The following is a 25602-nucleotide window of genomic DNA, read 5'->3' as shown; positions in this document are numbered from 1 at the left end:
GGTTCACAGAACTAAGCAGGTTCACAGAACCAAGCGGGTTCACAGAAATACAAAACCCAGCGCGCCGGGTAACCGTGGGAGGCCTAGAACGCCTCCCACTCTTCTTCTGCGCTACTGGTTGCCACCTGGCGGCGTGGAGCCGGCCGCATCAGCGCTGGCTCAGGCTGTGGCGACGGCTGCTGACGAGGTGAGGCCAAGGGCTGCGGCGTACGACTCTCGGCTTCCGCCAAGCGGAAGCCCGCCACCACGCTTTCAAGCCTTGCCGCCTGCTCTTCGAGCGAGCTTGCCGCTGAGGAGGCCTGCTGCACCAGCGAGGCGTTCTGCTGGGTGACCTCATCCATCTGCGCGACCGCCTGATTGACCTGTTCGATCCCCGAACTCTGCTCCTGGGAAGCAGCGGAGATCTCATCCATGATGTCGGTGACGCGACGCACCGACGACACCACATCACGCATGGTGACACCCGCGTTTTCCACCAGCGCCGAGCCCTCTTTCACCTGAACGGATGATGCCTCGATCAGCGCCTTGATCTCCTTTGCCGCCTCGGCACTGCGGCTTGCCAGGTTGCGCACCTCGCTTGCCACTACCGCAAACCCACGGCCCTGCTCACCCGCGCGCGCCGCTTCCACCGACGCATTGAGCGCCAGGATATTGGTCTGAAAGGCGATGGAGTCGATGACGCTGATGATATCCGTCACTTTCTGAGAGCTTGCCGAGATGCCCTGCATGGTAGTGATGACCTGCTCCACTACCTCGCCACCGCTGGTGGCCGTGCTCGAGGCTTCATTGGCAAGCTGACTCGCCTGGCGAGCGTTATCGGCATTCTGCCTGACCGTGGCCGTCAGCTGCTCCATGCTGGCCGCCGTTTCCTGCAGCGAAGCGGCCTGCTGTTCGGTACGCGAGGAAAGATCCGCGTTGCCGCTGGCGATCTCGCGCGCCCCGATATGGATAGAGCCACTGCTATCACGCACCTGCGATACGGTGCCGGCCAGATTACCTTGCATGTGCTGCATGGCAATGAACAGTTTGCCGATCTCGTTGCGACCACGCGCCAGCACCTTGCCCGACAGGTCGTTGCTGGCGATACGCTCGAAGTGCCCGACCGCCTCATTCAACGGCTTCACGATATAGCCTACGATCGCCATTCGCACCAACAGCACGATAAGTGCCGCGATCAGCAGCACCGCCAGGTCAATGTACCCGATGATCTTCATTTCGCTTTCGTAGTCAGCCACCATCAGCGCGTTCTGCTCCGCCAGGTAGTCGTTATAGGCGCTGACGTTATCGATCAGTTGCTGGTTCAGGTCGCTGGTTACCGCCCGCGCTGCCGTGAACTGCGCTTCGTTTCCTGCGCGCAGCGCCTCGGCAAGCGGTACGAGTCCCTGCTGTATCAGCTGCGCGAAGCTTGCCATTACCGTTTCAGCAAGCGCAGAGGGCGGATTGGTCGATTCGAAATGAGCCAGGTACTCCTGGGCCGTTTGCTGATTGGAGCGTGCCTGCGCCAGGTAGTCATCTGCCAACCGGGCGTCACCACTGGCCGCCGCGTTGAAGCTGTTGACGTAGAAAAGCTGGGTATAGGCAATGGACCGCTGACTGCGGCTGAGGTCGCGGGTGCGTTCTGCAGAAAGCGTCAGCTGGCCAAGCGATTCGTTGGCCTCTTCGCCTGCGCGATGACCAAGAAACGCAATGACGATGATCAGAAGTGAGAAGATGGCCAGTACCAGCGTCAGGCTGGTCTTTACTGACATATTATTCAGTAGTCGATTCATTACACAGAATGCCTTTTAGCAGATTGATTGGTCATTGGCGTTTTAATCCCTTCTCTGGGGATTAAATCGATCTAAGGGGGCTAGATCCGCCAATATAGGTAGGGGTGGGGTAAGTATCTATCGGCTTGAAAAATAGATACTTTAGTCACGTCGGTAAAAACATTACTCAACTTTTCCGAGGAACTCGCAAAAATGAATCGATTTCTTCAAGAAAAACAACAGTGCCTTATTTTCAGTCGTTTATTAAAACCTTCAGCCCTTTTAACTTAAACTTTATTTTTAATATTGATTAAAAAAACACCTACTTTAAATCAGGCTTGCACCGAAGGAACGGTGATCCAAGCAGCAGCACCTGAAACGATACGATTGCCTGTCGATTGGCTGACTTGGATAAAGCGCGTTACCTTGAAGTGACACTACCCAAGGAGCCGTTTATGAGTTTACTGACCGCGCGCAGCTTTCTGGCCGAACACGCCCCGGACCTCAAGATCATCGAACTCGACGAGAGCACCGCGACCGTGGAGCTGGCCGCCGATGCCCACGGCGTGGAGCCTGGCCAGATCGCCAAGACACTGGCGTTCAAGATCGGGGAAATGCCCCTGCTGGTAGTCACCAGCGGCAGCGTGCGGATCGACAATGCCAAGATACGCGATGTCTTCGGCGGCAAGGCCAAGATGCTCGATGCCGAGACGGTCATGGAGCTGACCAGCCACCCGGTGGGCGGCGTCTGCCCTTTCGGACTGGCCGCCGACTTGCCGGTGTATTGCGATACCTCACTTCAGCGCTATGACGAGGTGCTGCCGGCGGCGGGTTCACCCAATAGCGCGGTGCGCCTTTGCCCCATGCGCCTGGCCGAGCTGGTCGGGGCGAAGTGGGTCGACGTATGCTCCCCCGCTGGCACACCCTAGCTGCATGCCGGTGATTTGCGTAAGATAGCCAAACCGCAGGGGCCACCGTGCCCTTGCGGCCACGTTCTCAGGGCGGGGTGAAAGTCCCCACCGGCGGTGATGGCGAAATGCCCAAGCCCGCGAGCGCTCCAGGGCACGCCCTGGAGGTCAGCAGATTCGGTGTGATTCCGAAGCCGACGGTGATAGTCCGGATGAAAGAGAACGGTACGTTGGACATGGAGTGCGCAAGCGGCCCTGGCCGCCTCCTGCCGCTGCCTGAAAATCGTGCCGCGTGCCCTGATTCTGGTACCCTTAGTTACGAGAATGACCATGAATCAGACATTTCCGTTAGACCTTTCAAGCCACACCACGTCCCAGCGCATCGCCTTCATTCAGGGCCACTGGCATGATGACATCGTCGGCCAGGCGTACCAGGCCTTTGTCGAGGAAGTGAAGAAAAGCGGCCTCAGCGCCGACCAGGTCGAGGTCTTCACCGTTCCCGGCGCCTACGAGATTCCCCTGCAAGCCAAGGTGCTGGCCGAAAGCGGCCGATATGGCGCCATCGTAGGCGCGGGGTTTGTCGTGGATGGCGGGATCTACCGTCACGACTTCGTCGCCCATGCGGTCATCGACGGCATGATGCGCGTTCAGCTCGACACCCAGGTGCCGGTCATCTCGGTGGTGCTGACTCCGCATCACTTTCACGAGCACGCCACCCATCACAGCTTCTACTTCGAGCACTTCGTCACCAAGGGCAAGGAAGCCGCCCAGGCGTGTCTCAACACCATCGAAAACCTGCACCGCGCACGCAAGCTGAGCGACACGTAAGGGCGCTCGGGCCCGGCCAGCACCGGGCCTGTAATGGGTGAGTGCGGCCACTAGCAGCCGCACTCACCAAGCGGCGTCTTCAAAAGCGTACCGCGAGTCTCTCCCGCCTGCACCGGGTGCTCATCCCGGCGCCAGAAATCCAGCCCGCCCAGCAACTCCTTCACCCTGAAACCGGCACTTGAAAGCTTCCACGCCCCTTTGGTCGAACCGTTGCAGCCAATGCCATCGCAGTAAGTGATGTACACCTTGGATGGATCAAGCGTGGCGAGCCGCTCAGACGTCATCTCGCGATGTGGCAGGCTCAGCGCGCCGGGAATATGCCCCGCGCAGTAGTGCGCGAAACTTCGAGTGTCGATCACCACGATCTCATCGATGCCGCCGGCCAGATCCTGCGCCAGGTCCCAGGCGTCGGTGTGGTAGCAGAGCTTGGCATGCATGGCTTGCGCCATCTCATCTGGCGTGGCGGGGGCAAAGGCCAGTACGCTGGATTCCCTCATCTCTCTCTCCTCAAACATTCAGCAGGTAGCTGTAGAACTCGTGGTTGCGCTGCCAGCCCAGAGACTCATAAAGCCCCTGGGCACGCGCGTTGCCGACCTGGGTCATCAATGCCAGACGGGGGACGCCGTGTTCACGGGCGAGTTGCGCTGCCGATTCCATCAGCGCCCGCCCCGCCCCTGTTCCCCGGCTTGCGGGTGAGACGTAGAGATCGTTCAGTGTCCAGCGTGCGTTCAGCCCCACGGTGGAGAGGCCGGGGTAGAGCTGTACGAAGCCGTCCACCTCGCCCTGGGCGTTCTCGCTGACCAGAAGGAACGCATCGCCCAGCCCGAAGCGCTGGCTCAGAAAATGGCGGGCGGCTTCCAGGTCGCTTGGCTGCTGATAGAACTGGCGGTACTCGTCCAGAAGATGAGTCAACGCTTCGAGATCGTTGAGTACAGCGGCCCGGACACGGCTCATGGTGTGCTCCTCGTAGGGTAAAGATCAGCAGGGTAGGGGTACGCACAGTCTGCCGTTATAGTGGTACGCACATAAGAGCCACTTGAGCAATTTTCGAAGGAACCAGTCATGCGCCGCACACCCTCCAGTGAATGGCTTATCGATGCCCTGGCCCTGCGGGTGAGCACAGACAACGACCTGCCGCTTGCCCAGCAGCTCTATACCACGCTGCGCGGCTGGATTCAGGGCGGGGAGCTCGAAGCCGGGCGACCCTTGCCGTCCTCCAGGCGTCTTTCTAAAGCGCTCAACATCAGCCGCAACACCGTGCTGGCCGCCATGGACCGCCTGCTGGCCGAAGGCCTGGTGGTCTCCCGGCGCGGCTCCGGGCTTTATGTGGCAACGCTGCCGCTTCTTGCGCTGCCTGCGGCGCCACCTGCCGCCGAGGTGGTCGAGTACTCCACCCGTGGCCTGGCGCTGATCGACCGCTGCGCAACCCTGAGTTCGCAACATACGGCCTTCGCCCCCGGCATTCCGGCGCTGGATCTGTTTCCCCACGCCCAGTGGCAGCGCCTTTTAAGGCGCCACTTTCATCAGGCGGATACTGCCTGGCTTGCCTACCAGACGCTGGGCGGCCTGCCCGCCCTGAAAGAGGCGCTGTGTGACTACCTCACGCTTTCGCGCGCGGTGCGCTGCCGGCCGGAACAGATCGTCATTACTCAGGGCGCCCAGCAGGCGTTCGAACTGATCGTGCAGCTTCTCACCGACAGCGGCGAGAACGTCTGGATGGAAGAGCCCGGCTACGGCGGGGCGCAAACCGCGTTTGCCACCGCCGGGCTTTCCATCACGCCCATACCGGTGGATGAGAATGGCATGAACCCGGCACTCGGCCCCGCGTCAGGCGTCTCCCCGAGACTGATATACGTCACGCCTTCACACCAGTACCCAAGCGGCGTCACCATGCCGGTGCCCCGGCGCCTGGCGCTGCTGGAGCACGCAGCCCATCACGGCGCCTGGATCATCGAAGACGACTACGACAGCGAGTTCCGCTACGACACCCCGCCGGTGCCCTCGCTTCAAGGGCTTGCCGAGCGGGCGGCGGTGATCTACGTCGGCACCTTCAGCAAGGTGCTCTACCCGGGGCTACGGCTTGGCTACCTGGTGCTGCCGGATGCGCTGGCGGATACCTTTCGTCTGGCCCACGCCAGGCTCCACCGGGAAGGTCACTACCCGGCCCAATCGGCGCTGGCCGAGTTCATCGCCAAGGGGCACTTCTCGCGCCACATTGCCCGCATGCGCGGGCGCTACCGCCTGCGCCAGGCGTGCCTGCGAAAGGCCCTGGCGCCTGCCATCGCCCAGGGCCTCAAGCTCTCCTCCGGCCATGCCGGCATGCATCTGGTGGCCGAGCTTGAAAGCGCCGCGCAGGAGCGAGCACTGATCGAGCAGTCGCACGCGGAGGGCATCACGCTCTCGCCCCTGTCGCGCTACTACCTGGGCCAGCCGCAGCGCTTTGGCCTGGTGCTGGGCTACGCCGGGGCCACGGAAGACGAGCTTTCGACCGCCGGGCACTGGCTGGGCCATGCCTGGCTGCGCCTGCAAGGCGGAGGCAACTGAGCGCGCAGGCAAGCAGCGCTGGCCGCTTGTACATCACGGGCTAGCGAATACCGGCAGGAGCCGCCATGCTATAACGAGGTTACCTGCCTGGCTATTGCAAAGGGTCTGACTAGCATGACGTGACTCATGGCACGCGCATCCATACATCCAACAGCAAAGAACATGACGTTCTCAATGGGGTTACTGTGGCTCAACCACTCTCTTCAAATGCCGATAACCACGCCTCGCGATGCAAGGCCAAGGCCTGGAGCGTGCATGTGCTGACCGCCAGCGGCGTGCTGCTGGGCACCATGGCGCTGCTCGCCTTGATCGACGACGACCCGGTGGCCTGCCTGCTCTGGCTGGGCGCGGCAATGATGGTGGATGGCTTCGATGGCACCCTGGCGCGCAAGTACGAGGTCAAGACCATCCTGCCCCACTTCGACGGCTCGACCCTCGACATGGTGATCGACTACCTGACCTGGGCGTTCATCCCGGCGCTGTTCATCTACCACTTCATCGACCTGCCTGCCAATACTGCACTTCTGGCGGTCTTCATCATCCTGCTTTCGTCGATGTTCTGTTTTTGCAACGTGGACATGAAGAGCCAGGATAACTACTTCGTCGGTTTTCCCGCCGCCTGGAACATCGCCGCGGCCTATTTCTACCTGCTCGATTTACCGCCCTGGCTGACCGTCGCCGCGATTCTCGTGCTGGCTGGGCTCACCGTTACCAGAATGAAATTTCTGCACCCTTTTCGGGTACGCAAGTTCATGCCGCTCAATATCACCATTACGCTACTCTGGTGTGTCTGTACCACGGTCTTGATACTGTCGAGCCCCGAACACGCTACCTGGGCGCTGGCGGGGCTTGCCATCACCTCGCTCTATTTCGTGGGCATGTGCCTCTGGCGTACCGCGCAGGAGTGGTTCGATTAACCCAGTTTGACCGTTGAAAAAGGAACAGGGATGTCATTGACGCAGCAGCAGCAAGAACGTTTCCGGCGGCTGGCCGCCGAGATCGAAGGAATCGATGTCGATGTCTACGAACGCTTCGAGCGCGACCCGCTCGAGCCGATCATCGGCTTAGGCAAACCGAACCTGCGCATCGGCTTTTTTGGCCGCGATCCAGGGCGTGAGGAAGTCCGCTACCAGGAGCCCTTTATCGGCGCCGGCGGGCAGCTGGTGAGAAAGGCACTATACGAGCGCCTGCATGGCGAGAAGATGCCAGACTTCGAGGCCTCGCGTGCCGTGGGCGAACACTTTTTCTGGATCAACACCGTGCCCTACAAGCCCGTCGGCAACAAGGCGTGGTCGATGAAGGTAAAACGCCACTTTCATGACCTGATGAACGAAGTGCTGATCTCGCGCTGGGAGGGAGAGAGCCTGATTACCCTGGGCCGCGAGGCCTTTCTATGGTTCGGTATCGGCCGTTCGAAGGAAGAGCGCGACCGGCTGGAGGCGTTCTGGAAAAGCGACGAGCGCTTTGAAAGCAGCATCGAGGTAACGCTCGAGGATGAAAAGGGCGAGGCGCGCACCTTCACGCTCTACCCGCTCCCCCACCCTTCCCCGCTCAACCAGACCTGGTACGCCCGCTTTCCCGAACTTCTGAAAAACCGCCTGGAGCAGCTGGACGTGCGTCTGGACAACCTCGCCACCTGAACCGCAAGCGCTCGCTTTCGTTCATGAAAGCGAGCGCTCGGAAAGACCATACTCGCACGACAGGCGATGACAACGACTACTCGGCTTCGAACACCACGGGGAACTCGTCGGCGTCGTCGTTACACGCCTCATTGGCGCGATACTCGGTGAGCCGGAAGTTGCCGTTTTCCCACTGCCAGGTGCGTACGCCGCCGCAACCACCGGCACCCCGGTCGCGGTAGCGGTCGGTCAGCACGCCGGTTTCGGGGTCGAACTCGGGATCGAACAGCGACTCGGTGCCGGTCCAGCTACCATCACGCCACAGGGCAAACAGCAGCTTGCGCGGTTCAGCGTCGTCGGGCTGGTAAATTGCTTCATAAGAAGTCTGGTAGGCACCGGCGTTACACGGCACGAGCCACAGTTCCCCGCCCATGTCATCGTCCATCGTGAAGCGCTGGGCCGTGATACCCAGCGATTCATCGATGGGGGCGCAGGTGTCACTCATCTGCGCGGCGACCGCCTCCGGCGTCGTTGATGACTCGTCGGCTGCCTGCTCCGTGTTGGCATAAGCGGCAAAACCGATCGAAAGCCCCATGGCGGCGGCTGTCAGCCAGCCAAGTGAACGTAACATATGACCACCTCCTTCATACGGTTCGCGCCACGAGCTTTCATGGCTCGCGACGAATTGAACATGCGTGCTTGAAAGCACTCCTACTTGATACCCCGGTTTCGAACGCGCCGCCATCTCCCAGCTACATCTTGCACCATCGTTTCTTATTTCACGCCCGTTCAGGCAATCGTGTGTTCGCGCATGTGCGCGATTATCTTGGTGGTCAGTGCGTCTGCGGGGAATGATAGAGCCTAGTCGCCCAGAATCGGGCGATGTCGGTTCATCCCCGCGCCTGCGGGGAACGGGCCCGAAAAGTCCGTAGTCAGCCCATCGTGAACGGTTCATTCCCGCGCCTGCGGGGAACGGCGAAAGCAGGGTGGGAACAACCAGGCCGACACCGGTTCATCCCCGCACCTGCGGGGAACGGAGCAACGCTGGTTCCGCCACCTGTTTTTCGCACGGTTCATCCCCGCGCCTGCGGGGAACGGAGTCCGCGGCGCACGCCCCATTTATGAGCCTGCGGTTCATCCCCGCGCCTGCGGGGAACGGTCGATAATTGTTCCGGCGACGCCTTGAATGGCCGGTTCATCCCCGCGCCTGCGGGGAACGGACTCAGCAGCAGGTCGTAAAGCTCCTGGCCGTCGGTTCATCCCCGCGCCTGCGGGGAACGGGATACTTCCTTGAGGGGATCTACCCACGACCACGGTTCATCCCCGCGCCTGCGGGGAACGGGACGGCCTGCAGCACCGGTGCTCGACCGTAATCGGTTCATCCCCGCGCCTGCGGGGAACGGTGCGCCAGCGCGGCCGTATGTGGGGGTGAGGCCGGTTCATCCCCGCGCCTGCGGGGAACGGAGTATCGCAAATATGATAGGTCTCTTTGACGACGGTTCATCCCCGCGCCTGCGGGGAACGGCGCGTTTTCACACGTGCCGAGCGTGCCGCCGGCGGTTCATCCCCGCGCCTGCGGGGAACGGCAGAAAGTAATTTGGTCGAGATTGATATCGACCGGTTCATCCCCGCGCCTGCGGGGAACGGTGGATGGCGAGATCGTCAACGTGTTCCGCGTGCGGTTCATCCCCGCGCCTGCGGGGAACGGAGAATCACTATCCGCATCGCCTGCCTCCAGGGCGGTTCATCCCCGCGCCTGCGGGGAACGGGTAATAGCGACCGTTAATCGACCAATCCAAATCGGTTCATCCCCGCGCCTGCGGGGAACGGGCCATTAAAGCGTGGTGCCAGTTAACCAAAAACGGTTCATCCCCGCGCCTGCGTGGAACGGCGAACATGGCCACGGCATCGAATCAAGACCAACGGTTCATCCCCGCGCCTGCGGGGAACGGTGTACGCATGGTTGAGGCGGGTATAAGATGTGCGGTTCATCCCCGCGCCTGCGGGGAACGGATTTGTAGTTGCGAATACTAGAACCTGGCGACCGGTTCATCCCCGCGCCTGCGGGGAACGGATCATCAGGTACCTCAATTAGCGGTGGCTCACCGGTTCATCCCCGCGCCTGCGGGGAACGGCGAACATGATCAAGTCCATTGGACGTATGCTACGGTTCATCCCCGCGCCTGCGGGGAACGGCGTGTTCAAAATCGGGACTCTTTTTCATACTACGGTTCATCCCCGCGCCTGCGGGGAACGGATGAAAATTACATACCTGCCGTGCGCGGCCAACGGTTCATCCCCGCGCCTGCGGGGAACGGCCAGATAGTCAGCATGAAGACATTGAAATTCGCGGTTCATCCCCGCGCCTGCGGGGAACGGAGTCAAACAGGCACAAGTGAAGCCTACGTGTTCGGTTCATCCCCGCGCCTGCGGGGAACGGAGTGGGTGAAGCAGGATAAGGGCGGCCAGGAGCGGTTCATCCCCGCGCCTGCGGGGAACGGATCGGCATCCGGCGGCCGGTGCCGTCGGCCAGCGGTTCATCCCCGCGCCTGCGGGGAACGGAACTGCCGGTGTGCCCAAGTACCAGTGATCGACGGTTCATCCCCGCGCCTGCGGGGAACGGAGGAGGTAGCCCTGGCGGGTGAGCTCGCGGAACGGTTCATCCCCGCGCCTGCGGGGAACGGTCCAGCAGACAGAGCACATGAGCAAAGAGTCGCGGTTCATCCCCGCGCCTGCGGGGAACGGAAACGCCTATTCCTCATTGCACGGCGCGACAACGGTTCATCCCCGCGCCTGCGGGGAACGGCTCGGCAAACATGTAGGAGTTGTATTCAAGTCCGGTTCATCCCCGCGCCTGCGGGGAACGGCCCTTCCTCATATTCGCCAGTGCTGTTGAAACGGTTCATCCCCGCGCCTGCGGGGAACGGTAGCATTACTGACGGTTTCCCATCCTAAAATACGGTTCATCCCCGCGCCTGCGGGGAACGGTTTTTGCAAAAAGTGTTTGCAACCCCAAATTTCGGTTCATCCCCGCGCCTGCGGGGAACGGGACGAAGTGACAAGCGTGTACGACGGCGATACCGGTTCATCCCCGCGCCTGCGGGGAACGGAGGGCCAGATCCCCGAGCTAACCCTCCCCGAGCGGTTCATCCCCGCGCCTGCGGGGAACGGGAGCAGCTGCAGCAGGTCGCGGTTATGCGTGACGGTTCATCCCCGCGCCTGCGGGGAACGGGACAAAATTCTGGGCGGCTCGCAGTCTTGGCGCGGTTCATCCCCGCGCCTGCGGGGAACGGGTTAATCAATAACCACGTGCCTGACGCTGAAGCGGTTCATCCCCGCGCCTGCGGGGAACGGTCGACCGTCTCGATTTTCAGCGCCCCGGACAACGGTTCATCCCCGCGCCTGCGGGGAACGGCAGGAGGTGGGTATGGCAGCAGCAGATTATTACGGTTCATCCCCGCGCCTGCGGGGAACGGGCGTTTAAACGCGGCTAAAGCCGAGCGGGACGCCGGTTCATCCCCGCGCCTGCGGGGAACGGCGAGTCGATCAACTACGAGCTCGTGCCGAGTGCGGTTCATCCCCGCGCCTGCGGGGAACGGCAGCTGCTCGAGGTCGAACAGGTCGCACCCGCCGGTTCATCCCCGCGCCTGCGGGGAACGGTGGATCTCGACCGCCTGGCGGATCCGTTCGCGCGGTTCATCCCCGCGCCTGCGGGGAACGGCCGATTACGGCGGTGATCGGTTTCATGGCGGACGGTTCATCCCCGCGCCTGCGGGGAACGGCACCTTCTGCTTGGCAGACAGGTTGCGGGACACGGTTCATCCCCGCGCCTGCGGGGAACGGGCTGGCAGGCATTGGCGCATCTATTGCCAACGCGGTTCATCCCCGCGCCTGCGGGGAACGGGCCCGTCGCACCTCGATGCTCGCCGTCAACGACGGTTCATCCCCGCGCCTGCGGGGAACGGGTGCCAAGTTTGTCGCCCAGGATAGCCGCAAGCGGTTCATCCCCGCGCCTGCGGGGAACGGAACTCGGCAGGCGACGTTTTGATCTCTGAGTCACGGTTCATCCCCGCGCCTGCGGGGAACGGTAAACTAGCGGTTTGCCCACCAGTTTGGGATTCGGTTCATCCCCGCGCCTGCGGGGAACGGCCCTATGACCGCTTGCGTTGAATGCACAAACACGGTTCATCCCCGCGCCTGCGGGGAACGGGTCGTTGATCGACCAGCCGAGGTGGTTTCTAGCGGTTCATCCCCGCGCCTGCGGGGAACGGACGCGGTGTGTAGCGGTGATTGGCGCGCCCGCCGGTTCATCCCCGCGCCTGCGGGGAACGGCCAACTTCTCATTACGCTCATACATCCTCCGGCGGTTCATCCCCGCGCCTGCGGGGAACGGGTCGCAGTATTAACCGACTACCATCTGATGGGCGGTTCATCCCCGCGCCTGCGGGGAACGGGTTTCATGGTCACCCATTAAAGAGTACCCGAGCGGTTCATCCCCGCGCCTGCGGGGAACGGGTGCTGAACAAGCTTTGGTATCGCCAGGTCATCGGTTCATCCCCGCGCCTGCGGGGAACGGTTTCGGCCGGTGCCGCAGGAAGCCCTTAAGGGCGGTTCATCCCCGCGCCTGCGGGGAACGGCAGCAATTGTTCATTAATGTGCTCATGTCCGGCGGTTCATCCCCGCGCCTGCGGGGAACGGTATTGAGCGTCCCGTGATCCCAATTGAACCTGCGGTTCATCCCCGCGCCTGCGGGGAACGGTCTGAATCCTTCTATTATTTTTTCTCGCTCACCCGGTTCATCCCCGCGCCTGCGGGGAACGGGCTGACCGGCACCTGGACGATGATCTCGCCCGGCGGTTCATCCCCGCGCCTGCGGGGAACGGCAAAACAGTCACATGAAATACCCGATTGACTGCGGTTCATCCCCGCGCCTGCGGGGAACGGGGCGTCAATGACGTAGCTGATGATCTCAGCGCCGGTTCATCCCCGCGCCTGCGGGGAACGGTAAATTCAACATTACGCTGCCCCCTGGGCGCTCGGTTCATCCCCGCGCCTGCGGGGAACGGCCACATATCAATGTGCGGCAGGATGCAGCACTCGGTTCATCCCCGCGCCTGCGGGGAACGGCTGGCCACGTCCGGCTTCTTCGACAACCTGCGCGGTTCATCCCCGCGCCTGCGGGGAACGGCATCTGCCCCCGGCCTTCCAGCACTGCCCGATCGGTTCATCCCCGCGCCTGCGGGGAACGGGCCCTGGGGGGTGAGTCCCAGCATGGCAGCCACGGTTCATCCCCGCGCCTGCGGGGAACGGACTATGCCTAGCACCGATACCACCATGGCCATCGGTTCATCCCCGCGCCTGCGGGGAACGGGGCAATCAACGTGGTGAAGCCAAGCTGGCGGGCGGTTCATCCCCGCGCCTGCGGGGAACGGCAGCGTGAAGTTCTGCAGGCCGGTCGCCGCCACGGTTCATCCCCGCGCCTGCGGGGAACGGGCTAACGCCGTCTGAGCCGTGCGCTGGTCTAGCGGTTCATCCCCGCGCCTGCGGGGAACGGCTCCATCTCATCACCGTTGGCGGCGCGCGAGGCGGTTCATCCCCGCGCCTGCGGGGAACGGGGAAGCCCGAACCCTACCCGCTGCGTTGGCCGCGGTTCATCCCCGCGCCTGCGGGGAACGGCGTGGCGCGCTGGCTGCCTTCTTCGCTTATCCCGGTTCATCCCCGCGCCTGCGGGGAACGGACTAATTGTAGTCACTTGTTTTCAAAAAGAAAAATCGCCAGCGAAAAATCCACCGGCGATTTTGCTCATTTTTTGTACAGCTGCATATTATTAAAGATCAATAAAAACAGTTATTTATCCATGGGCGGTAAAAAACGCACCAAGCGTAGTCCGTCGTGGTCGATGGGGACGCGGCGGTTGTCGCCGAAGGTCTGGAACTCGAAGCCGGATTCGTGGTTGCTGGCCCAGGCCATGGCGACGTTGCCACCTTCCTCGGCTAGGGCTTCGATCTGCTCCCAGATCATTTCGCGGATGCGCTTGCTGACATCGCCCACGTAGATACCGGCGCGTATCTCCAGCAGCCAGACGGCGAGCCGCCCGCGCAGGCGTGGCGGTACGGCTTCGGTAACGACAACGAGCATGGCCATGTCATTGGCTCCTGTGGCCGCTGTCGCCGATCGATGCCGGCTCGGGAATGGCGGGCGGCACGGCATCGGCCGGCGGGGGCGGCGGTTCGATCTCGCCCGCTGCCAACACCTCTTCGATCATCGGGATGATGCGCTGCAAAAGCCGGGTCTGCTTGAAGGCATCGCGGCAGGCAATGCGCACCTCGCGCTCCGGCATTGGCGGGTTTTTCGCGGCGATGCGAAACGCTGCCGGGACCACGGTTTCGAATTTGACGATATCGGCAATGTCGTAGACGAAGCTCAGCGGCTTGCCGGTGTGCAGAAAGCCGATAGCCGGGGCGTAACCCGCGGCCAGAATCGCGGCTTCGGTGATTCCATAGAGGCAGGCAGTGGCGGCCGACAGGCACTGGTTGGCCACATCCGAGGCATCCCACTGTTTGGGGTCGTAGCGGCGCCCTTGCCACTTCAGGCCATACTGCTTGGCGAGTACCTGGTAGGTCTTGCGCACCCGCGCGCCTTCGATCCCACGCAATTGCTCGACGCTGCGCCGGGACGGTGGTTCTTCGCCAAAGCGCAGCTCGAACATCTTGCGTACGACCTTGAGCCGCAGGCTTTCATCCAGCGCCAGCTGGGCCTGGTAGAGCAGCTTGTCCGAGCGCGCTCCGCCCGGTTGCCCCGCGCTGTAGAGCCGCACCCCGGCATCGCCCACCCAGATCAACAGCGTACCTACCACTGAGGCCAGCTTGACCGCGGCATGCGATACCCGCGTGCCCGGTTCCAGCAGCAAACACGCTACCGACCCCACGGGGATGTGCATGCGCTCGCCGTTGACCTCGTCGACCACGACGAATGCCCCGTCGCGCACGTCGATCTGGCCCATGCCGACGAAGATCATCGACATGCGGTCCTTGAGAGGAATGGGTTTTAGGGGGATGAAGCTCATGGGTCACTCCGGTACGCGACGCAACAACAAGAGCCCACAGCCGAACGCCTTGGCACGGCCAATGCCGTCGCGCAACGTTTCCCTGAGCCGCTCGGGATCGGCTACTTCCAAAAGGCCTTCGTAATCCACGCTGGAGTAGCGGATAGGCTGCCCACCGTCCTTCTTGACCAGCGCGTGCTGGCGGTAAGCGCCCACTTCCGGTTTCACCGGCAATGAAAAGCCGAGGCTTTCAGCACGCTCGTCGAGCCAGTGTCGAGCCGCCGCGTCCATCGCCTCGACGCAGGCCTGGCTTGTGCGCTCACCTTTGGAGAAAGGGTAGCGCGCATCCATTAACACATCGGCGCGGTGAGAGCGGCGGCCTTCGCCCGCCGGTTTGGCAACGGTGGGGTTGGCGCGCAGACGAAAGGCCAGCCGCTCGCCGCGAGCAAGCTGGGGGTCGAACGGCTTGCACTGCACGTCGAAGCCTTCGACGGGCTCGAGGGGCCGGTTTGAGCCAACGTAGAACCGGGGCAGCCCGGCGCTCTTTCCGTTGGCGTCTTCCTCCATTTCCTGGCGAAAGATGAACGGCCGCTCGCCTTTGGGTATGTCGGGAAACAGCCGCCAAAGGAGCTGGTGGGCGGTATAGGCGCCGCCGTCCAGTACGTCGAACAGCTCGGCGCGGCTGAGGGCGTTGAGGTCCAGCCTGACACTCGATAGATACATTAGCGCTCTCCTTCCACGTTCACGGTGCGCCGATGTTCAAGGCGGGGGCCGAATTGCCAGCGACGCCGATGTAACGGCTCGTCCCACACCTCGCTGGATTCGCTGGCTGTATCGCTACCATCGAGTGCATCGGCATCGCCTTCCCAGGCGTAAAGCACTTCTTCAGGTAGGCGCAGCAGGCGTTTGTCCTTCTCTTCATTGCCCACCAGCGCAAGCCAGGTGCGATCTGGATCCAGCGCGCTTTCAAAGCGATGATCCAGCGCCTGTCGCCAGTTCTCGGCCTCGACCAGCGTGGGCAACAGCGGCGCGGCCAGGGGGCACGCCTTACGGCCGAGGTAAAGCGCAAAGCGGGGCTTTTCCAGCGCCGCCTTGAGGTCATCGAGCGACCAGGCGGCGTGCGTGGCCAGCCGCACTGCTACGCTCCACAGGCCGTCGCAGCGGTAGTCGCGTGACGAGAGAATGGTATTGAGCGCGTCCTTGGGAACCGACAGCTCCTCGCGCCGGGTGCGATGGGTCACTTTCGACTGTGATGGTGGCGCCTGCACGGTGTGGTAATCGCGCAACAAAAGCCCCGGCGAGCGCTGCTTGACCGCGATCTGCAGGCTCTCGCGCAGGTGGCGTTGGCCGACATCGTCGTCGCGGCGAATGCCCAGCGCCGCGCCGATCAACCCGACAATGGCGCTGCGGCCGGGATAGGTGGCCGTTGGCCGTGTCTCGCCGACCGCGGCCTCGCCCCAACTCGCCATGGGCGCGTAGAGGCGAAAAACCAGATGGTGTGGCATGTCGCCTCCGCTTAGTCGTCGCCCTTGAGGAAGGTCAGCAGTTGCTCAAGGTTGCCCTGCTGAACATCGCCCTTGAGAGCCCTCTGCTCGTACTCCGGCACTGCCGAAAGAATAAAGCGACGGTCCGCCCCCGCGCCGTAGGCGTCATCGAACGCCTGGGCCTGGGTTTCCAGCTTGCGGATGGCCGCAACGCCTTGCTCGTCGCTATTGACCGGTTGCAGGAAAGAGGCAGACAGCGAGCGCGGCTGCTGGTCGCCCTTCTCTGCCAGCACATAGCTTGCCTGGGCGCGGGAGCCGAAGCTGTTCTGCTTGCCCTTGGGCGAAATCTTGACGGCGGATTCCACCAGCGCGGCAATGGCGCGGTCAGCCAGATCGGCCTTGCCTTGAAGGTTCTCGACCAGCAAATCCCGGTCGATGCAGATATAGAGATAGAACAGCCCGGCGGCGAATCCGGCTTCGCCGATATGCGCCGCACCACGGTCTTCATCGCCCGTATTGAGATCGTCAACGGCGGTGAAGTAGTCATCCTCGACCTCGGCGGCGTGGACGGTGATGGCGTGGGCGACCTGGCAGGCGGCTTCGACGTTGTAGCTGGGGGCGGCGGCGAGCATGCGCCCGAACAGCGCCACATCGACGGCGGTGGGCCGCCGGGCAAGCAAGCCCTTGAGTTCGTCATCGGTCGGCTCGCGGTTCTCCGCGGCCAGGGTATCGGCGAGTGCGTCAAGTGCGGTTAGCTCCTCGGGCCCGACATGCACCAGCTGTTCGATTTCGTACTCGTGCTTTTCGCCCTTGTCGACCTTGCGCAGCTTGCCAAAGACGCCGGCGATCTTCTCGGCGCTGTTACCAGCCACCTTGTCATTGGCGCCAGCCGCTTTCATGCGTTTGAAAACTTCTCCTCCCAAGCGCTTGGTGCGCGTGCCCTTGTGGCCATCCACCGCTGATTCAAAAAGCTCTGAAGTACGCCAGTTGCGCTTCAAGCTTTGCGAGGAGACGCGCAGCCGCCGGGCGCCGCCCATGAACGCCGTCTTGGGACGACCCAGATCGTCGCGGTTGAGGTTGGACGGTGGGTAGGAGGTCAAAAGGTGGAGCTGGATAAAGTGGCTCATGGTCGTGTTCCCTGAATAAACAATGTGTCGAAGGTCAAAACGTGGCGGTTGAAAAGCGACTGTTGATTAAGTGGCGGCCGCGATTCAGTCACCCGCGGCCGGTTTAAGCGCACGCGCGTGGAAGTAGGCATCACTCATGACAAAGGCAAAACGCTGAGTCGCTTCGGCGCGGTACTGGCCGCGCTGCTCGCGCGCCCAGAGCGCGACCATATCGGCTAGGAGAACCACGCTGACGGCCTCATTGCCTGCCAGTTTGAGCGCGCGGCGAAAGCGGCGAATCAGTTCTTCAGGCGTATGGCAGTCGAGTAACTGCTGAAAGCGTAGGTCGCTCATGCGCGGCGTATCGGTGGTATTGGGCCGTTTCTCACCCAGACGCTTGCCGAGTGGCGCACCGGAGGCCTCGTCGCGCAGTTCGCTTGCGACGGCGGCAATGATCGCCCAGGTTTCAAGACGCTGATCGCGTTGTTTTTTCGAGTTCGCAGTAGGTGCCTTTTCCCACACCTGCGATTCAAGCGCAGACCAAAGATGGCGAAAAGCCTCAGTCAACATGACGGATTCGACTGTGTCACAGCGGCGCAGTACGGCGCGCACGCCGCGCGGGTAAGCCGGCGCCTCGGTAATCTTTTTGAGCGCAGGAGGATCAAGCGTCAATCGCTGCCACCACAGGCGCAGCGTATAGGCCTCATCCGAGGTGAGCGCGTGGCGATATTCCTTTGCCTTATCGCCAGTTATGGCTGGGTTATTTGCCTCTGGCGGCGTCTGTTGTTCTGTCTCACTCATGCTGGGCTCTCCTCGGAATTGCCTTCAGTTACCGGCGTGGTCAGCTCGAAGCTGCCTTCTGCGGCAAACATCTGCACCGTCTTGCCAATCTTCTTGTCGCTACCACTCAGGTACGCTGAAAGGTAGCGCCGTGCGTTGGTAATACGCTCGAGCTGCTGCATCTTCATACCCTCCAGCGGGCCACTGATGGCCTGGGCGTCGAACAGCGCCAGCGCTTCACGCTTGAGCGCCAGATACCACTGGCGATGAGTCTCGGGCGAAAGCGTGGGGGCCTCTTCGTCTTCACGTAGCACCTCGCCCATCTCGCGCAGCGCGGTAAAAAACGCCAGTTGGGTTGCCTCGAAGAACTGGGCGTCGATCTGGCTCATGTCGCCTTTAGCGTCTTTAGGTCTTCTAAACCAAGCATCTTTAAGTCGATCACGAAGTTCTTTAGCAATTTTTTCAGCCAACTCGACGAAGCGTTTGATCCAGCCGCGCAGCGTCTCCTGATGTGTCTTGGGTACGCCTACCAGCGGCATCTCGGCGTTGTACCACCCCCGGGCATCCATTTGTTTCATGTCATAACCGAACACCCAAAGTCGAGCTCGCTTGAATAGCGCCTCGAATACTTCACCATCGTCGCGTGCAGCCTCCACAAGACGATACTTTTGCAGGTGATGAGTGACCACGCGGGCTGGCAATGCACCGCTGACAGCTTCGTCCTCCAGCATCAACCCTAACCAATGACGATAGCTACTTGGTCCACCGGGTTGGCCTTTCTTAGAAAAAGGAAGCTCATCAGGCTTTTTCGGGTTCATACGATATGGAGTCAGCGGATGTCGCCAAGGGCCGTCGTAGTTGGCACCATGCTTTCTGGATCGCAAGCGACGCACGAGTCGAGTCACCTCTCTACCACAGATATCGCAATAGCCAGACTCATTGTCGAACAGAAGTCGATAGCGCCTTGGCATCGACCAGAAGGCATGCAGTGGGTGCGCCTGTTCGGGCAATACCTCGGTGCCCTTCCTATCGCTAATGCGCGTATTACTCATCCAGAAGAACAGATCGCGATCATCGACCTTGGGGGCATGCCAGGTCTGTCCCGGCTGGCCGACGGCATCGGCGGGCATCACGTTGGGCCAGAGCCGCGCCCACAGCGGTTTGCTGTTGTCTTCCGGCAAAATCAATGTAGTTAGTGGCCCGCCACCTCGTAATCCTGTGCGTATTCCAGCACCACCTTCAGGTGCGTTGATCTGCATGGTATAGAGCGCTAAAGCCGCACACTCTGTACAAAGACCTCTCACACGATCGCGTTTTACGAAAAAGTCTCGATTTTTCTTAACCGTATTAACGCCTGGAGAATCAACTAGAAGACTGCTAACAGAGGCTTCAGCGACATCATTGAGCGGGTCCAGGTCCTGCATGAAGCGCGGGCCGTCGCCATCCAGTTCAAAGGCCGAAGTAAAGGGCACCAGCAACTCGTCAAGCTCGGCCACGCTGGGCGGGGTTTGGTAACGATCCAGCCAAGCGTCGGTATTCTTCGGTGTCATCGCCGTCTGCAGCAGCGCGATCAGAAATTGCCAGGCCGCACCCTGAAAATCGGCGCGGGGAAGTGCGAGGTCGAGCACGTTCGGGTCGGCCAACGCCGAGGGTGGGCGGTAGTCGATTCGGCCATCGCCATCGCGATGCCGAAACGGCAACCAGGGGTCTGTGAGTAGATTCATCGGCACCTCTCGTGTGCTGTTTCGGCGTTAATCGTGCTTGTTTAATTACCTTGTCTCACTTGCCTTTCAGTAAAATAGCAATGTCTATTTTTGTTCAAAACTCACGCCCCACTGCTCATCGTAACTACAGGTATCGTCTTCTTCCGGCAGCCAGGGATGAACAAAGCGCAGCCCGCGATGACGCTGCTGTAGCGCTTCCCACTGCTCGGTATAGTGCCCCGGCAGCGGTGTCAGTTTCTTGACCTGGCTCTCCCTCAGGCGGCATCGGCTCAGGCGGTCGGCGTGGCGGTGATCTTCTACCCAGAGCACCAGTTCCTCTCCACGGCGCTTGAGTAGAACGACCTCGACACTTTGCTCGTCGCTGAGCCGGGTGCCCGTCTCGCGCTCTTCTTGCCAGGGGTCGAAGTCGCCGTCGAGGCGGTAGCCGTCTTCCAGATTCAAGGCGTTGTGGGTGGCCATCGAGATCGCCTGTTTATCCATGCCGGTGCGCTCGAAGTGCGCCAGGTCAAACGCCTCGGGAAGATCGTCCGTCGGGGCAGCGTAAACGCCCTCGATCAAGGTGCGCGCCTCGCCCGGCATCACGATGGCACCCCGCTCGCGCAGCACCCGTTGGGTCAGCCAGATCAGCGAGGTGTCCTTGTAAACGGCCTGGGTGCCGCGGTGCGCTTGGCTCAGCCAATCGGCGCTGGGGGTATCGCTCCAGGCAGGCGCCAGCACCTGTAGCACGGGGGCGGGGCGTTCGCCGCGCTGATGGCGCTGCAGCCGCCCGGCGCGCTGAATCAAAAGATCGATGGGCGCGATGTCGCTGACCATCTGGTCAGCATCGCAATCGAGGCTCTCTTGGAAAACCTGCGTTGTGACAATTACTTGCCCACTTCTTAGGGTCGGTGTGGATTCCTTGCCAAAGCGGCGAATTACCTCGGATTCGATCCGCTGGCGGTCCACCATGGCAAAGCGCGCGTGGAAGAGCAGGCAGCGTTCGGGGTCGGGGTGGCGTTCGCGTAGCGCTTGATAGGCGCGAATGGCGTCGTCGACGGTATTGCGTACCCAGACGATGCACTCCCCCGCTGCCACGGCAGCCAGCACGCGTTCGATGGCTTCATCTTCGCTTTCAAGCCACGTAATGGCCACACGGCGCGCGACTTCCGGGTGTGTATTGACCGAGATTTCGTCGGTCGCATTTTTTCCGCAGTGAGTGAGCAACGGGTAATCCGTTACTTCCAGCGCGCTGGGAGCGGCGTCCAGACCATGCCGCCAGGCCGCGACCAGCGCTTCGCGCATGGCTTTGGGGAGCGTGGCCGTCAGCAGAATGGCGCTGCCGCCCTGGCGGGCGTGGTGGGCCAGCAAATGGTACAGCAGGGTCTGCATGTAGTGATCGAAGGCGTGGACTTCGTCGATGATCAACACTTTGCGCGCAAGCCCCAACAGGCGCAGCGACTGATGACGAAACGGCAGGCCACCCATCAGTGCCTGGTCGATGGTGCCTACCCCCACATCGGCCAATAGCGCCTTCTTATTGGAGTCCGCCAGCCAGCGGTTGCACTGGGTCGAGGCGCTGGCGTCCATGGCGGCATAGTCGTCGTGGTCGGGCTGTGCGATGGATCGCTCAAACGCTTCATTAAGTGCGCGCGCGCCGTGGGCAAGCACCAGCGAGGGTTTTGAGGCAGCGCTGTAAAAGCGGTGATGAAGATCCCCCAGCCGGGTGTACATGGCGTTGGAGGTGGCCATGGTGGGCAGCGCGAAATAGAGCCCTTCACCGTGACCATCGGCCAGCAGCCGCTGGGTCAGGATGCAGGCAGCTTCGGTCTTTCCCGCCCCGGTCACGTCTTCGAGAATGAAAAGCTGCGGTCCGGCCTGAAGCGGCAGGTTTTCCGCCTTCTGCTGCAGCGGGGTCGGCGTTACCTTGCCGGAAAACCAGTGGGCGAGCCCGGCGTAAGGCACTGGCTCCGGCGGGCGGGCAAAGCCGGTGGCGTCCAGTACCGCTTCAGCTTGCTTGAGCGCTCGTGGCCAGTAATCGGCGAGCGCCATGGGCTTCTGGCAGTAAGGAAAATAGTCCCGGTTCGAGCCCAGCCAATCGCTGAGCGTCGCCCAGCCCGCTACCGTCCAGCTCAGCGTCTTGAAACGCTCAAGCCATTCTTCATCCAGCAGCTGGTCGACGGGCCAGTATGGCTCGACCAGCGCGGCCCAGTCGTCGACGAAATCGCCGGCGGCGGTCGCATCCTCAAGCTCGCCGTCGTCGACGAAAAAGTCTGCAAACGTCAGTTGGCCGGTGGCCACGGGTTGGCCATGGTGACCGAAAAACGGCGCCAGCAGGTAGCCCATGGGCGTCCACAGTTTGCGTTTGGTCGCCGTACTATCTTCAGGCCAGCGCAATGCGCCATCCTTGCGCCAGGTGTTCCAGCAGTTGTCCCAGAGCAGCACGCCCAACCGGTCGTGGCGCTGCTTGTAGGGTTTGCCTTGCGGCTGAACCATGCCATCGAGCGCGAGCTTCAGCACTTCCTGGAAAGCCCGGGAGAACTTGCCGAGATCATGCAGGCCCAGCAGAAACACCAGCAGCCGCCGCAGCGGCTCGGGCTCGATACCCAGCTGCGCAGCCAGCTGCTTTGTCAGGGAACGCTCGGGTGCCAGCAAGTGCCAGCCGACGGCCGCGACGTCCAGGCTGTGCCAGGCAAGCAGATGGCAGGCGTCTCCCGACTGGCCCGGTAGCGCCTTGCCCGCGTAGCGGTGATAGGTCGGCAGGCGTGAAGATCGAGTCGGCGTAGTCAAAATGTTCTCTCCTTATCTGGCTGGCAGCCACGCACATTGAAGCTACCAAAATGGAGATTGGCGATTGCCCCAGCTGTCACGTTAACTCATTAAAATTAGCGAACTGACTAAAACCGACGATAGCGTGTCTGCAAGTTGAAAGGAAGGTCCAAAACGACTAATGGTTGAACGCGTTGCGTCATCATAAAAAAAACCGCTCTCGGTCGAGAGCGGTTTTCACGTTTGGCCTACAGCTTCAGCGTCGCTACATAAATACGCCTTTCTCTTTGAGCCAGGTTATTCGTTACGCGTGGGTCAGCTTTTCCAATGCCGCCGAGGCAATGAACACAGAGCGGCTTTTAATGCCGTGCGTAGTAACGTATTTGTCGATCTGGCGGATGACATGACCGGGCAGCGTCACATTCACCTTTTCGGCATTATCTGGAGTTTCAAGAAAGAGGCTATAACAGAAGGGGAGATATGGGGAGAAATCTGCAGTTAGATAACAAATATTCGCCTTATCTTGAGTTTTGTGAGGGTGGTGGTTTTAACTCGCTAAACGCTGGAGCACCGCTTGCTTAACAAATTATCGGGGGTACAATAATTAATAGGATGAGGAGACTCCGATGGCCCCAGGCAGTGAGATTGAATACGACCTGCGCAAACAGCAAGACATCCTGCAACATCGCGGCCTGGACTTTAACGATGCGCCTACTGTTTTTGCCGGGAAAACGCTATCAATGGTGGATGATCGCCAAGACTACGGTGAAGAACGCATTATCACAGTGGGTAAGCTCACCGGCAAAGTCACCGTGATTGTCTGGACACAACGCGGAAAGAAGCGCCGCATTATTTCCATGAGGTACGGCAATGAACGCGAAAGACAACGATACGAACAGCACCTGGTTTGATCCAGACGATGCCCCCGAACTTACAGAGGCGTGGTTTGAGGACGCACATCAATACCAGGGGAATACGTTGGTGAAACGCGGTCGTGGCCGCCCCCCTATTCCTGTAAGTGAACGGAAAGTGCCTGTAAAAATTCGCTATGACCAAGATGTAGTGGAAGCCTTTAGGCAAACGGGCAAGGGCTGGCAAACCCGCATGAATCAAGCACTACGCCAATATCTGAAAGAGCATAGTGTTCACGATCTTAATTGAGGATGATGGCAGAGGGCGCGGAATTTATGGTTTAGCTCAGCGCTCTCTCAGTCCAAACCAAACGCCTTTGTTTTTGACATCCTCCCCTCCCTAAAGGGAGGGGAGGATGTCAAACCTTTCCTTTTTATATATACAGTTCATCCCCACGCCTGTGGGGAACGGTCCAAGTTCTATGTGACCCACAACGACATGTCCGGTTCATCCCCACGCCTGTGGGGAACGGACCCAAAAGAAAAGCCCCAGTTGGCGCTGGGGCGGTTCATCCCCACGCCTGTGGGGAACGGTTTAATTTGCTGCCATATACCGCTGAAAAACGCGGTTCATCCCCACGCCTGTGGGGAACGGCAAAAAAAACTAACATCCTGCCTGCGCTGGCATCGGTTCATCCCCACGCCTGTGGGGAACGGCTCGATATGCTCGGCATCGAGGTGCCCGACGGCGGTTCATCCCCACGCCTGTGGGGAACGGTGGATCAGGGCCTCGATGCGCTCTTTGCGTGCCGGTTCATCCCCACGCCTGTGGGGAACGGATGGGCGGCACTGATCCGGCCGGTTATGCAGGCGGTTCATCCCCACGCCTGTGGGGAACGGGCTGACCAGGTGCATTACTCTTTAACCTCCGGCGGTTCATCCCCACGCCTGTGGGGAACGGGCCATGTTCACCAAGCTGCGCACCGCCAAGCACCGGTTCATCCCCACGCCTGTGGGGAACGGTCAAGTGGCTCATGTCATACATAAAGGACGAACGGTTCATCCCCACGCCTGTGGGGAACGGCAAATCAGACAATACGAAATAATGTACGAGAACGGTTCATCCCCACGCCTGTGGGGAACGGCTTGACAACCATTGCCCGCCCTCACCGGCGGGCGGTTCATCCCCACGCCTGTGGGGAACGGGCCGATGCTCAGTATCGCTACATCGTTAACAGCGGTTCATCCCCACGCCTGTGGGGAACGGCTCGATAGGACCGATAGCCATCAGTCTACCAGCGGTTCATCCCCACGCCTGTGGGGAACGGCAAAGCTGCGTAAGCATCTACCAGAAGGCGTGCGGTTCATCCCCACGCCTGTGGGGAACGGGGCCGGTTATATCGCCACCGCTGACACCCAGACGGTTCATCCCCACGCCTGTGGGGAACGGTGGCTGATCCGGTCGCGCTAAACGTAGACGGCCGGTTCATCCCCACGCCTGTGGGGAACGGCTCAACGTTGTAGATACCGTCAGCAAATATTTCGGTTCATCCCCACGCCTGTGGGGAACGGGACTCGCAGCTGCTCAACCGCGATGTAAGCGGCGGTTCATCCCCACGCCTGTGGGGAACGGAGCTGGGGCACTGGACAGGCCATGGGTCACGACGGTTCATCCCCACGCCTGTGGGGAACGGATCCAGCGCGTGAAGGCGGATTTCATCAAGGACGGTTCATCCCCACGCCTGTGGGGAACGGCGCGACGCAGCAACAGACCGACACTCGCAACGCGGTTCATCCCCACGCCTGTGGGGAACGGAGACAACCGGCGTAGTACGTCACCAATGCGGGCGGTTCATCCCCACGCCTGTGGGGAACGGGCAGGACAGCCCTATGCGGGCTGCCAGCTCTGCGGTTCATCCCCACGCCTGTGGGGAACGGCGCGAAGGGTGGGCGGAATGATTGTCCAAGCGCGGTTCATCCCCACGCCTGTGGGGAACGGTCGCGCCAAGCTTGAGCCCTCGCCAACTGATCCGGTTCATCCCCACGCCTGTGGGGAACGGCCAATACCTTGGCGGGTCACGTCCACCATTTGCGGTTCATCCCCACGCCTGTGGGGAACGGATACCGTCTCCTGTAAAAGCACCGGCCGGTAGCGGTTCATCCCCACGCCTGTGGGGAACGGGCCTTGCTTATCACAAAGGTTATTCGTGCGAACGGTTC

The 25602-nt window shown here is 61.4% G+C and carries 20 protein-coding genes, 2 CRISPR repeat arrays and 1 riboswitch (1 of these 23 cut by a window edge); of the genes, 7 read left to right on the top strand and 13 right to left on the bottom strand.

What is annotated here, in order from left to right:
- Positions 1-83: 83 nt before the first annotated feature.
- Entirely contained in the window at positions 84-1769 is a 1686-nt protein-coding gene (locus HW452_RS13185) for a methyl-accepting chemotaxis protein (protein ID WP_224106575.1), read from the bottom strand.
- A gap of 434 nt (positions 1770-2203) precedes the next feature.
- Between HW452_RS13185 and HW452_RS13180 the strand changes: the two genes are divergently transcribed.
- Entirely contained in the window at positions 2204-2677 is a 474-nt protein-coding gene (locus HW452_RS13180) for a YbaK/EbsC family protein (RefSeq protein ID WP_224106574.1), read from the top strand.
- Positions 2678-2736: 59 nt separating this feature from the next.
- Positions 2737-2884, top strand: a riboswitch (FMN riboswitch).
- A 102-nt stretch (positions 2885-2986) separates the two neighbouring features.
- Positions 2987-3484 carry a 6,7-dimethyl-8-ribityllumazine synthase gene (locus tag HW452_RS13175; RefSeq protein WP_224106573.1) on the top strand — a complete coding sequence of 166 codons (498 nt, stop codon included), beginning with the start codon at positions 2987-2989 and terminating at the stop codon, positions 3482-3484.
- A 50-nt stretch (positions 3485-3534) separates the two neighbouring features.
- Here the strand turns inward: HW452_RS13175 and HW452_RS13170 are convergent, their stop codons facing one another.
- Positions 3535-3981, bottom strand: coding sequence for a rhodanese-like domain-containing protein (locus HW452_RS13170; RefSeq protein WP_224106572.1), 447 nt, complete (start codon positions 3979-3981; stop codon positions 3535-3537).
- Between the two features lie 10 nt (positions 3982-3991).
- Entirely contained in the window at positions 3992-4438 is a 447-nt protein-coding gene (locus HW452_RS13165) for a GNAT family N-acetyltransferase (RefSeq protein ID WP_224106571.1), read from the bottom strand.
- A 108-nt stretch (positions 4439-4546) separates the two neighbouring features.
- Here HW452_RS13165 and HW452_RS13160 point away from each other — a divergent pair, with 108 nt between their 5' ends.
- From HW452_RS13160 to HW452_RS13150, 3 genes are all read left to right on the top strand, one after another.
- Positions 4547-6028 (top strand): PLP-dependent aminotransferase family protein, encoded by a 1482-nt coding sequence (locus HW452_RS13160; RefSeq protein WP_224106570.1) that lies wholly within the window; start codon positions 4547-4549, stop codon positions 6026-6028.
- Positions 6029-6279: 251 nt separating this feature from the next.
- Positions 6280-6945 (top strand): phosphatidylcholine synthase, encoded by a 666-nt coding sequence (pcsA, locus tag HW452_RS13155; protein ID WP_224106633.1) that lies wholly within the window; start codon positions 6280-6282, stop codon positions 6943-6945.
- A gap of 30 nt (positions 6946-6975) precedes the next feature.
- On the top strand, positions 6976-7668 hold the full coding sequence (locus HW452_RS13150) for a uracil-DNA glycosylase family protein (RefSeq protein ID WP_224106569.1): 693 nt from the start codon (positions 6976-6978) through the stop codon (positions 7666-7668).
- A gap of 76 nt (positions 7669-7744) precedes the next feature.
- Here HW452_RS13150 and HW452_RS13145 read toward each other — a convergent pair whose 3' ends face one another.
- The 10 genes from HW452_RS13145 to HW452_RS17710 all read right to left on the bottom strand — a co-directional run bounded on the left by HW452_RS13145 (position 7745) and on the right by HW452_RS17710 (position 23042).
- A complete protein-coding gene (locus tag HW452_RS13145; protein ID WP_224106568.1) occupies positions 7745-8278 on the bottom strand; it encodes a DUF1176 domain-containing protein in 534 nt (177 codons plus the stop codon).
- 255 nt (positions 8279-8533) lie between these two features.
- Positions 8534-13384: a CRISPR direct-repeat array (repeat unit 29 nt; unit sequence CGGTTCATCCCCGCGCCTGCGGGGAACGG).
- Between the two features lie 110 nt (positions 13385-13494).
- Positions 13495-13791: a type I-E CRISPR-associated endoribonuclease Cas2e gene (cas2e, locus tag HW452_RS13140; RefSeq protein ID WP_224106567.1), complete on the bottom strand. Its 297-nt coding sequence runs from the start codon at positions 13789-13791 to the stop codon at positions 13495-13497.
- A gap of 1 nt (position 13792) precedes the next feature.
- Positions 13793-14713, bottom strand: a complete 921-nt coding sequence (gene cas1e / locus HW452_RS13135) for a type I-E CRISPR-associated endonuclease Cas1e (protein ID WP_224106566.1) — start codon at positions 14711-14713, stop codon at positions 13793-13795.
- Between the two features lie 3 nt (positions 14714-14716).
- Positions 14717-15415, bottom strand: coding sequence for a type I-E CRISPR-associated protein Cas6/Cse3/CasE (cas6e, locus tag HW452_RS13130; RefSeq protein WP_224106565.1), 699 nt, complete (start codon positions 15413-15415; stop codon positions 14717-14719).
- Positions 15415-16197: a type I-E CRISPR-associated protein Cas5/CasD gene (cas5e, locus tag HW452_RS13125; protein ID WP_224106564.1), complete on the bottom strand. Its 783-nt coding sequence runs from the start codon at positions 16195-16197 to the stop codon at positions 15415-15417. The genes cas6e and cas5e overlap by 1 nt, the downstream gene beginning before the upstream one ends.
- A gap of 11 nt (positions 16198-16208) precedes the next feature.
- Positions 16209-17303, bottom strand: a complete 1095-nt coding sequence (gene cas7e, locus HW452_RS13120; RefSeq protein ID WP_224106563.1) for a type I-E CRISPR-associated protein Cas7/Cse4/CasC — start codon at positions 17301-17303, stop codon at positions 16209-16211.
- 84 nt (positions 17304-17387) lie between these two features.
- The gene (gene casB / locus HW452_RS13115; RefSeq protein WP_224106562.1) at positions 17388-18083 is read right to left on the bottom strand and encodes a type I-E CRISPR-associated protein Cse2/CasB; all 696 of its coding nucleotides are present in this window, start codon (positions 18081-18083) and stop codon (positions 17388-17390) included.
- Positions 18080-19786 (bottom strand): type I-E CRISPR-associated protein Cse1/CasA, encoded by a 1707-nt coding sequence (gene casA, locus HW452_RS13110; protein ID WP_224106561.1) that lies wholly within the window; start codon positions 19784-19786, stop codon positions 18080-18082. The genes casB and casA overlap by 4 nt, the downstream gene beginning before the upstream one ends.
- 84 nt (positions 19787-19870) lie before the next feature.
- Positions 19871-22552, bottom strand: coding sequence for a CRISPR-associated helicase Cas3' (cas3, locus tag HW452_RS13105; RefSeq protein WP_224106560.1), 2682 nt, complete (start codon positions 22550-22552; stop codon positions 19871-19873).
- Between the two features lie 283 nt (positions 22553-22835).
- Positions 22836-23042 (bottom strand): type II toxin-antitoxin system HicB family antitoxin, encoded by a 207-nt coding sequence (locus tag HW452_RS17710; protein ID WP_425348112.1) that lies wholly within the window; start codon positions 23040-23042, stop codon positions 22836-22838.
- A 115-nt stretch (positions 23043-23157) separates the two neighbouring features.
- Between HW452_RS17710 and HW452_RS13095 the strand changes: the two genes are divergently transcribed.
- A complete protein-coding gene (locus tag HW452_RS13095) occupies positions 23158-23442 on the top strand; it encodes a BrnT family toxin (protein ID WP_224106558.1) in 285 nt (94 codons plus the stop codon).
- Positions 23402-23692, top strand: a complete 291-nt coding sequence (locus HW452_RS13090) for a BrnA antitoxin family protein (protein ID WP_224106557.1) — start codon at positions 23402-23404, stop codon at positions 23690-23692. The genes HW452_RS13095 and HW452_RS13090 overlap by 41 nt, the downstream gene beginning before the upstream one ends.
- Before the next feature lie 133 nt (positions 23693-23825).
- A CRISPR array of direct repeats spans positions 23826-25602; the repeat unit is 29 nt; unit sequence CGGTTCATCCCCACGCCTGTGGGGAACGG (it continues 1000 nt past the right edge of the window).

It is taken from the genome of Vreelandella aquamarina, assembly GCF_020075495.1.
Classification (GTDB): Bacteria; Pseudomonadota; Gammaproteobacteria; order Pseudomonadales; family Halomonadaceae; genus Vreelandella; species Vreelandella aquamarina_A.
This window is presented reverse-complemented; position numbering and strand designations above follow the sequence as displayed.